Raw genomic sequence first — 7,452 nt, 5'->3', positions numbered from 1 at the left:
TCGTGGCATCGACGCCGGGTAATGGCGATGGCGACCCCAATTCCTATGGCGTACTGGGCTGCGGTGCCTCCCCGCTACCTGTGCCACAATGGTGGGCCAAGCTGTGCGACGCATGGTGGTGTGTCGATGCCTCCTATCCGTCCAACGCCCGCGACCAGGCTCGTGTCGACGCGACGCGGGACTCCGATCCTGATCGCAGTCCGAGCTACCCACGCCGCTCGACCGAACCAGCCAACTAGCTCGCATTCATCTAATCTTTTGCAGCACAATACATTTGATAGAGTAATCGGCTCATTGGCGCCACCTGCCGGATCATCCGCCGAGTTTCTGGCTCGAAGTGGCTAAGGTGGGTAAGCAATGGAAGGACATGAGACGCAGTCGCCGGTCGACGCGCCCACCTGTTACCGGCACCCCGGCCGCCAGACGTACGTCCACTGCACCCGGTGCGAACGGCCGATCTGTGGTGACTGCATGCGCAGCGCCGCCGTCGGTCACCAATGTGTGGAGTGCGTACAGGAGGGTGCTCGAACGGTACGGCCGCAGCGAACCCGATTCGGTGGCCGGGAACGCTCGGGACGGCCGGTCGTCACGCTCGCATTGATCGCCGTCAACGTGCTGGCCTTCATCGCCGAGATGGCGATCCCGGATGTGCAGCGGCAATTCGCGCTGTGGCCGCCGGCGGTTGCCGACGGTCAGTACTACCGACTCGTGACATCGGCGTTCCTGCACTACGGCCCAACGCATCTGCTGCTGAACATGTGGGCTCTGTACGTAGTGGGCCAGCCGCTGGAAATGTGGCTGGGCCGGCTGCGGTTCAGCGCGCTGTACGCGGTGAGCGGGTTGGGGGGTTCGGTGCTGGTCTACCTGCTCGCACCGCTCAACACGCCGACGGCGGGCGCATCGGGAGCGGTGTTCGGTCTGTTTGCCGCGACGTTCGTGGTGGCGAAACGACTCACCCTCGACGTCCGGTGGGTGGGCGCGGTGATCGTCGTCAACCTGGCGTTCACGTTCGTGGCACCCCTGGTCAGTTCGCAGCAGATCAGCTGGCAGGGACATCTGGGCGGGCTGGTTTCGGGTGCGGTGATCGCCGCGGCGTACGTGTATGCGCCGCGGCAGCGACGCGACGCCGTTCAGGCGGCGGCGACGGTGGCGATGCTGGTGCTGTACGGGGCGTTGGTGTGGTGGCGCACGGCGTCGCTCCTCGCCCAGTTCAGCTGAACCCTTTTGCGTCTGCTCGCGGGGTGGGGTGCCCGCTCGCGGGGGAGGGGTCGCCCGCGCAGTAGGTTGACTGCCATGAGCTGGTGGACCGCTCACGCCGAGCGGACATTGACCGAACAGGTCCCTTCGTCACCGGACCAGGTGCGCGACTACTACGTCGACCTGGACAACATCAGGCTGGTGCACCCGCTGATCGTCTCGGTTGACCTGTTGTCCCGTACCGAAACTCCTGACGGGTACCGAGTGAGTTATCGCGTGGTAGATCGGATTCCGTTGGGACCCGTGACCATGAAGATCACCTACCGGGCTCGGATTCATGTTCCCCTGCATGGTGACGTACTCACCGAGGCCGACCAGTCACCGGGGGTGCGGGTGCGCGGATCAGTGCGCTTCGAGCCGATCGGCGACGGTACCCGGGTCACCGAACGCATCCGCTTCGCCGCGCCCCGGCCGCTGGCTTCGTTCACGGTTCGTCAGGCGGTCAAGGCACACACCAAGATGCTCTACGGCATTCGGCGCCACTTCGAACTCGCCTGACTGCTCAGGTTTTCCATTGCGCGTTCAACGCGCGCTCGGACAGATACCTGGTGGCGCTCCACCCGCCGTCGACAACGATGGTCTGGCCGTTGATGAAGGCACCACCAGGCGAGCACAGGAATGCTACGGTGCTGGCTACGTCGTCGACCGTGCCCAACCGCTGGTGCGGCGTCATCTCGACATTGATGCGCCGGAACCGTTCGTCGGCTAGGCGATGCTCGGTCATGGCGGTCTGAATGACGCCGGGAGCCACTGCGTTGCAACGAATCCCCTGGGCCCCGTATTGACAGGCTATGTGCGTGGTCATCGCGGTGAGTCCGCCCTTGGCCGCCGAGTAGGCACCACCTCGCATGCCGCCCACAACCGCGAAGGTCGAGGTGATGTTGACGATCCCCGACCCCGGCTGCAGGTAGGGCAGCACCTCACGCACCAACCGAAATGGCGCGCGCAGCATCAAACCGAGGAAATAGTCCAGGGATTCGTCGTCGGTCTCGTGCAGCGGCTTGGGGCTGCCGACGCCGGCAGCGTTGACGAGGAAATCGACACGACCCCAGCGGGAGACGGCGGCGGCGACGATCTGCCGGGGTCCGTCGTCGTCGACGAGATCGACAGCCAGGGTGCCGACCCGGCCGGGGTCACCGATCGCCGCCGCCAGCTCAGCGAGCCTGCGCTCGTTGCGTCCCGTCCCCAACACCGCCATACCGGACTCGGCAAGCTTTGTCGCGCAACCGAATCCGATGTCGCCGCTTGCTCCCGTCACGATCGCTACCTGCATGTCACAGCTCCGCGTTCATCAGTGCCGCCCTGATCTGATGCTTGAGCACCTTTCCCGCGTCATTCTTCGGCAAACCCTCCCAGATCACCACCTGCTCAGGCGCTTTGAAACGCGCAATACCGGCCGCCGCCAGGAAGGCACGCAGGTTCGTCACGTCCGGTCCCGGCTTCGCCGCGGGTACGATGACAGCGCAGGCCCGCTCGCCGGTGCGGGCGTCTGGTACGCCGACGATCGCGACTTCGGCGATGTCCGGATGGTCGGCCAGCAGGTCCTCGACCTCTTTGGCCGATATGTTCTCGCCGCTTCGGACGATGATGTCCTTGGCCCGTCCGGTGACGACGAGATACTCGTCGTCCACCCAGCGCGCCAGATCGCCGGTGCGGAAGTATCCGTCGGCGTCGAAAGAGTCGTTTTCGTCGTCGGCATGCAGGTAGCCGACCAACATCTGTGGTCCGCGAACCCGGATCTCGCCGTCCACCAGTTTGACGTCGGCGACACCCGGTCGCCCATCGGTGTCGGCCGCGTGATCGAGGTCATCGAGGGAACCGACCGTCGTGACCGGCACCTCGGTGGATCCGTACACCCTGGTCACCACCGAAGACTCCAAATGTGCAGCTGCCCTGCGGATCAGCGATGGCGACACGGAGGCACCGCCACAGATGAACACCTTCAGGTCGGGCAGCCGGGTGCCGGCGCGCTGGGCCGCGGCAAGCAACTGTTCCAGGAACGGCGTCGCACCGGCCATGTGTGTGCAACGTTCACCCACCATCAGCCCCACCGCCACGTCGGGGTCCCAGCGTTCGATCAGCACCGCGGTGGCACCCAGCAGAAAGGGAGCCTCGAAGGCGTAGATGGACCCGCCGATGTGAGCGATCGGTGAGGCGACCATGAACGTGTCGCCCGGCTCGACCAGCCAGTGATCACCGATTTGCCGAAGCAGCGCGTGGATCGAATTATGACTGTGTAGAACGCCTTTCGGCCTTCCGGTGGTGCCGGAGGTGTACAGGATCAGACGCACCGCGTCGGGTTCCAACCCGGGAAGCGGCGCGACAGGGGCGACCAGCGCACCGAACGGAATCTGGCCGGCTTCGCAATCTCCGCGCAGCACAACCACATCCGGCGGCGATTCCAGCTGGGCGGTCACCCGTTGCAGCATTGCGGTGTAGTCGTGATCTCCCAACGTCGACGGGATGAACACCATCCGGCTGTCTGCGTCCTCGAGGATGAACCGCAGCTCCCGCTCCCGCAGCGACGGCAGTACCGGATTGGCCACCATGCCTGCCAGCGTTATGGCCAGGTAGATCACCGCCGCCTCATGCCAATTGGGCAGCATGAACGACACCACGCTGCCCGGCGTCGTCCGCGCATGCAATGCCTGTCCCAGCGCTGCCGCCCGCCGGTAGAGTTCCGCACACGTCAAGCGCTGATCGCCGTCGATGAGTGCCACCCGCCCGGGGGTGTCCCGGGCGGCCACGCGCAGCGCGTCCGCCAGCGTTTCTCGCCGCCAAAGTGCATGAGCATAAGCGTGTTTGGCGCGTTCGTCGTCCCATCGAACCCGGCGCCCTCCGATCATCCTGCTACCCACGCATTCGCCGCATCGTCATCGAATGCCGGAAGCGGGACGCCGGATGCGTGTTGATCGTCACCTGGGCCACCCGTTCGTCGGAGGCGCGGTAGGTGCGCAGGACCTGCAGTGCGGGGCTGCCGGGTTCGGCGTCGAGTCCCACGGCCAGCTCGGGGGACAGCAGCACGGCGGTGATCTCTTGGCGCACTTCGACGATACTGAGCCCGAACAAGTCTTCGATCAACGGGAAGATCGGCCCTTCATGTCGTTGCAGGAGCCGGCCGACCGCCGCGAATTCACGGTTGATGTAGTAGTCCGTGCGGCACAGCGCAGACGTGGAAGCTGCAGCCTGGCGTGCACCGCGAACCGACAGCCACTGCTCGCCCACGACCAAGCCGGTGAGCACCGACAGGTCATCGTCGATGGTGATCATCGCGACGGACTCGATCGCGAATCGGGTGCCGGTGGCGAAGTCCAGCAGGTCGTTGATCGACATGACATGCTGAACATAGGAATCCGTCGACGGTCGTGGCACCACCAGCGTTCCGGTGCGTGGCCGTGAGGAGACCAGATTGTCGTCACGCAACCGGCGCAGCGCTTCGCGGACGGTGTACCGGCTGACCGCAAAGCGTTCGCACAACTCGTGTTCGGTCGGCAGCTGGGAGCCGACCGGATAGACCCCTTCCACGATCTCCTTGCGCAGTGTGCGAGCCACCTGTAGGTAGCGGTGGTCGGCCACCTTTGCTTCAGACAACCTGGTACCCCTTCAGTTTTCCCGGCGCAGTGCCAGCACACTGCCGTCCGCGTCAGCGGAGAGATACAGCGTGCCGTCCGGTCCGGCTGCGATGCCGGCGAACGGCCCCTGGGGCCCGGAGAACGGCGGCATTCCGCGAAGCGGCTTGGGGACGACGCCGGGTGGCGCACCGACGGGCAGGTCGGTGGCTATAGTGCGCCGGACCCCGCTGTTCAGGTCGACGGCGACGAGTTGCTTTGCGCCGGAATCGATGACATACACCTGCTGACCCAGCACCGTCAGGCCCTGCGGCCGCTGCAGTCCCTCGATCAGCGGGCCCGAACCCAGCTTGAGCACCCGCCCGGCGCCGGCCTCCGAGACCAGGCACGTTCCGTCGGGAGCCATGGCCACACCGACGGGCTCACGTAGGCCCGATGCCAGCACCTCGACCTCGCCCGCCCGGATGCTCAGCACTCGCCCGGTGCCCAGCTCGGCCACCACAACGCCGCTTCGCGGGCCGACGGCTATGCCGTAAAGCTGGTCGAAACCCTTTGCCAGCAACGCGCTTTCGTTGTCAGCCGGCCGATAACGGGCCACCTCTCCGTTGGAGGTGGTGACGATGAATTCGCCGGGTCCGGCCACCGCCAGTCCGCGCAGGAAACCGGGGTAGCCCGGACTGAACAGCATGCCGGCGGTGCGCAGCGTGCCGTCCGCACGCAGGACGTAGCAGTACGTCCCGTCAGCGATGTACAGCTGGCCGTCGGTGGCGACCGCGAGGTCCAGCGGCCAATTCAGCCCGCCGTCCAGGATGGTCCGGGTTTGTCCGTCGCCGAGTATTTCGGTGATCTCGCCGGTGAAATTCGAGACGAACAGCCGGTTGTCCACGAAGGTCAGGTTGTCCAGACCCGGGTTCAGCTGCGCCAGCATCTGCTGTTGCCCGGTGCGGGGGTCGATGCGTAGCACCTGTCCGCTGTGTACCTGCGTCGACACGAGGTGGCCGTCGGTATCGAACTTCACCGCATCGGGTATGCCCAGACCGCCCGCGACGCACTGGGGGTCACCGCCGTCGGGGTCGATGCGCCAGATTTCGTTGGCACCCATCACCGGGAAGTACAACAACCCATCGGGGCCGACTTCCATGGCGTTGGGCGAGGGCACGTTGTCCAACAACACCGTTGGCGACCCGCCGCCGCGGTCGAGTTCCAGAATGCGTCCCCCGGCGCGGCATTCGCCGACGAACAGCCTGCCGTGGTGAACCGTGATGCCGTTGGCTGACGGTACGTCGTCGCGCAGCACCCGGGTGTTGCCGGCGACGTCGCGCATGCTCACCCGTCCGTCCATCACCTCGGTCGCGTACAGGTTGCCCACCGCGTCGAATGTGAGGTCGTCGGGGGCGATGATGTCGCCGCCTTTGGCGCTGACGGTCTCGATCTCACCGGTAGCCAGATCCAGCGCACTGATCTGGCTACCGGTGACCTGAGCGATGTAGACGCGGCCGTCCGGGCCCGTGCGCAGACCGTTGGCGCCGAACAGTCGGCTGGGCTGGGTGAGCCGCGTCAGGGTCCAACCATCGGCGAGCATCGGCGGCCGCCCGGCGCTGTAGCGTGCAGCCTTCACCGCTCGCACGATAGCAATCACCGATTGGTCCAGACAATAGCCACCAGCATGCCAGCCACCGGCCTTGACGGGCGGGCCAAGACGAGAGAATCATGCTCTCTGATGAGTGCACGCCATTATCTTGTCCGGACAATTCGGTGAACTCCGGACCGTTGAGCCTCGCGGGGCGGGTCGTGGTGGTGGCCGGGGCCGCGGGTGGCGGCATCGGTACCACGGTGACGCGGGTTGTCGCCGAAGCAGGGGCGACAGTGGTTGCGGTCAGCCGGGGCCGCGATAATCTCGACCAGCACATCGGTCCGTTGATCGGCGAAGGCCTGTCCGTGGTCCCGGTGGCGGCCGACGTATCCTGCGATGCGGGCGTGTCCGTTGCCGTGCAGGCTGCGACGCACGCCGACGGTCAGCTTTACGGGCTGGTGAACGTGGCAGGTGGCGCGGACCCGTCGACGTGGATGCCGTTCACCCGGGTGACGCGCGGGGCCTGGCGTGATTTGTTCACGCAGAACCTGGAGACGATGTTCTTCATGAGCCAGGCCGTGGCCGCGGAACTGAAGCGCCGCAAGCTCCCCGGTTCCATCGTTTCGATTTCGTCGATCAGCGGGATGAACACTGCGCCGTTCCACGTCGCCTATGGCACCGCCAAAGCGGCGATCGTGGCGGTGACCCGGACCATGGCGGTCGAACTTGCGTATGAGGATGGAGCGCCACCGATCCGGGTCAATGCCGTCGCGCCCGGCGTCACCGCCACACCGGCATCGCAGACCTACACCGATGACGATCCCGACCGCGACCGTCGTGCGATCGCGATGGGGCGGCGGGGCCGCCCCGACGAGGTGGCCGGCGCCGCACTGTTTCTGCTGTCAGATCTGTCGAGTTACATCACCGGTCAGACGTTGCTTGTCGACGGCGGCCTGAATCTCAAGTGGGGGCATCTGCGGGCCGACAACACCCCGCTCTTTCTCAAAGACGAGTCCTTCCGCGACGCGATCAAGCGGTGGGACTAGCAGGGAG

The 7,452-nt window shown here is 65.8% G+C and carries 7 protein-coding genes and 1 pseudogene; 4 read left to right on the top strand and 4 right to left on the bottom strand.

Annotation, left to right across the window (positions count from 1 at the left end):
- The 3 genes and pseudogenes from ACX9NE_RS27530 to ACX9NE_RS27520 all read left to right on the top strand — a co-directional run.
- Window positions 1-239: pseudogene (locus ACX9NE_RS27530) on the top strand (hypothetical protein); the annotation flags it as partial.
- 118 nt (window positions 240-357) lie between these two features.
- A complete protein-coding gene (locus ACX9NE_RS27525; RefSeq protein ID WP_459364876.1) occupies window positions 358-1,218 on the top strand; it encodes a rhomboid family intramembrane serine protease in 861 nt (286 codons plus the stop codon).
- A 75-nt stretch (window positions 1,219-1,293) separates the two neighbouring features.
- Entirely contained in the window at window positions 1,294-1,755 is a 462-nt protein-coding gene (locus ACX9NE_RS27520) for an SRPBCC family protein (protein ID WP_459364875.1), read from the top strand.
- Between the two features lie 4 nt (window positions 1,756-1,759).
- Here ACX9NE_RS27520 and ACX9NE_RS27515 read toward each other — a convergent pair whose 3' ends face one another.
- Genes ACX9NE_RS27515 through ACX9NE_RS27500 form a run of 4 tightly spaced genes read right to left on the bottom strand, consistent with a single transcriptional unit; the run spans window position 1,760 to window position 6,408 of the window.
- Complete coding sequence (locus tag ACX9NE_RS27515; protein ID WP_459364874.1) at window positions 1,760-2,530, bottom strand: SDR family NAD(P)-dependent oxidoreductase; 771 nt, start codon at window positions 2,528-2,530, stop codon at window positions 1,760-1,762.
- A gap of 1 nt (window position 2,531) precedes the next feature.
- A complete protein-coding gene (locus tag ACX9NE_RS27510; RefSeq protein WP_459364873.1) occupies window positions 2,532-4,103 on the bottom strand; it encodes an AMP-binding protein in 1,572 nt (523 codons plus the stop codon).
- Window positions 4,104-4,107: 4 nt separating this feature from the next.
- Window positions 4,108-4,848: a GntR family transcriptional regulator gene (locus ACX9NE_RS27505; RefSeq protein ID WP_459364872.1), complete on the bottom strand. Its 741-nt coding sequence runs from the start codon at window positions 4,846-4,848 to the stop codon at window positions 4,108-4,110.
- Between the two features lie 12 nt (window positions 4,849-4,860).
- Window positions 4,861-6,408, bottom strand: a complete 1,548-nt coding sequence (locus tag ACX9NE_RS27500; protein WP_459364878.1) for an SMP-30/gluconolactonase/LRE family protein — start codon at window positions 6,406-6,408, stop codon at window positions 4,861-4,863.
- A gap of 173 nt (window positions 6,409-6,581) precedes the next feature.
- Between ACX9NE_RS27500 and ACX9NE_RS27495 the strand changes: the two genes are divergently transcribed.
- A complete protein-coding gene (locus tag ACX9NE_RS27495) occupies window positions 6,582-7,445 on the top strand; it encodes an SDR family NAD(P)-dependent oxidoreductase (RefSeq protein WP_459364871.1) in 864 nt (287 codons plus the stop codon).
- Window positions 7,446-7,452 lie beyond the last annotated feature (7 nt).

The sequence above is a fragment of the Mycobacterium sp. ML4 genome (assembly GCF_054515735.1).
The sequence above is the reverse complement of the archived record's forward strand: the minus strand, read 5'-3'. Positions and strand labels throughout refer to the sequence as shown.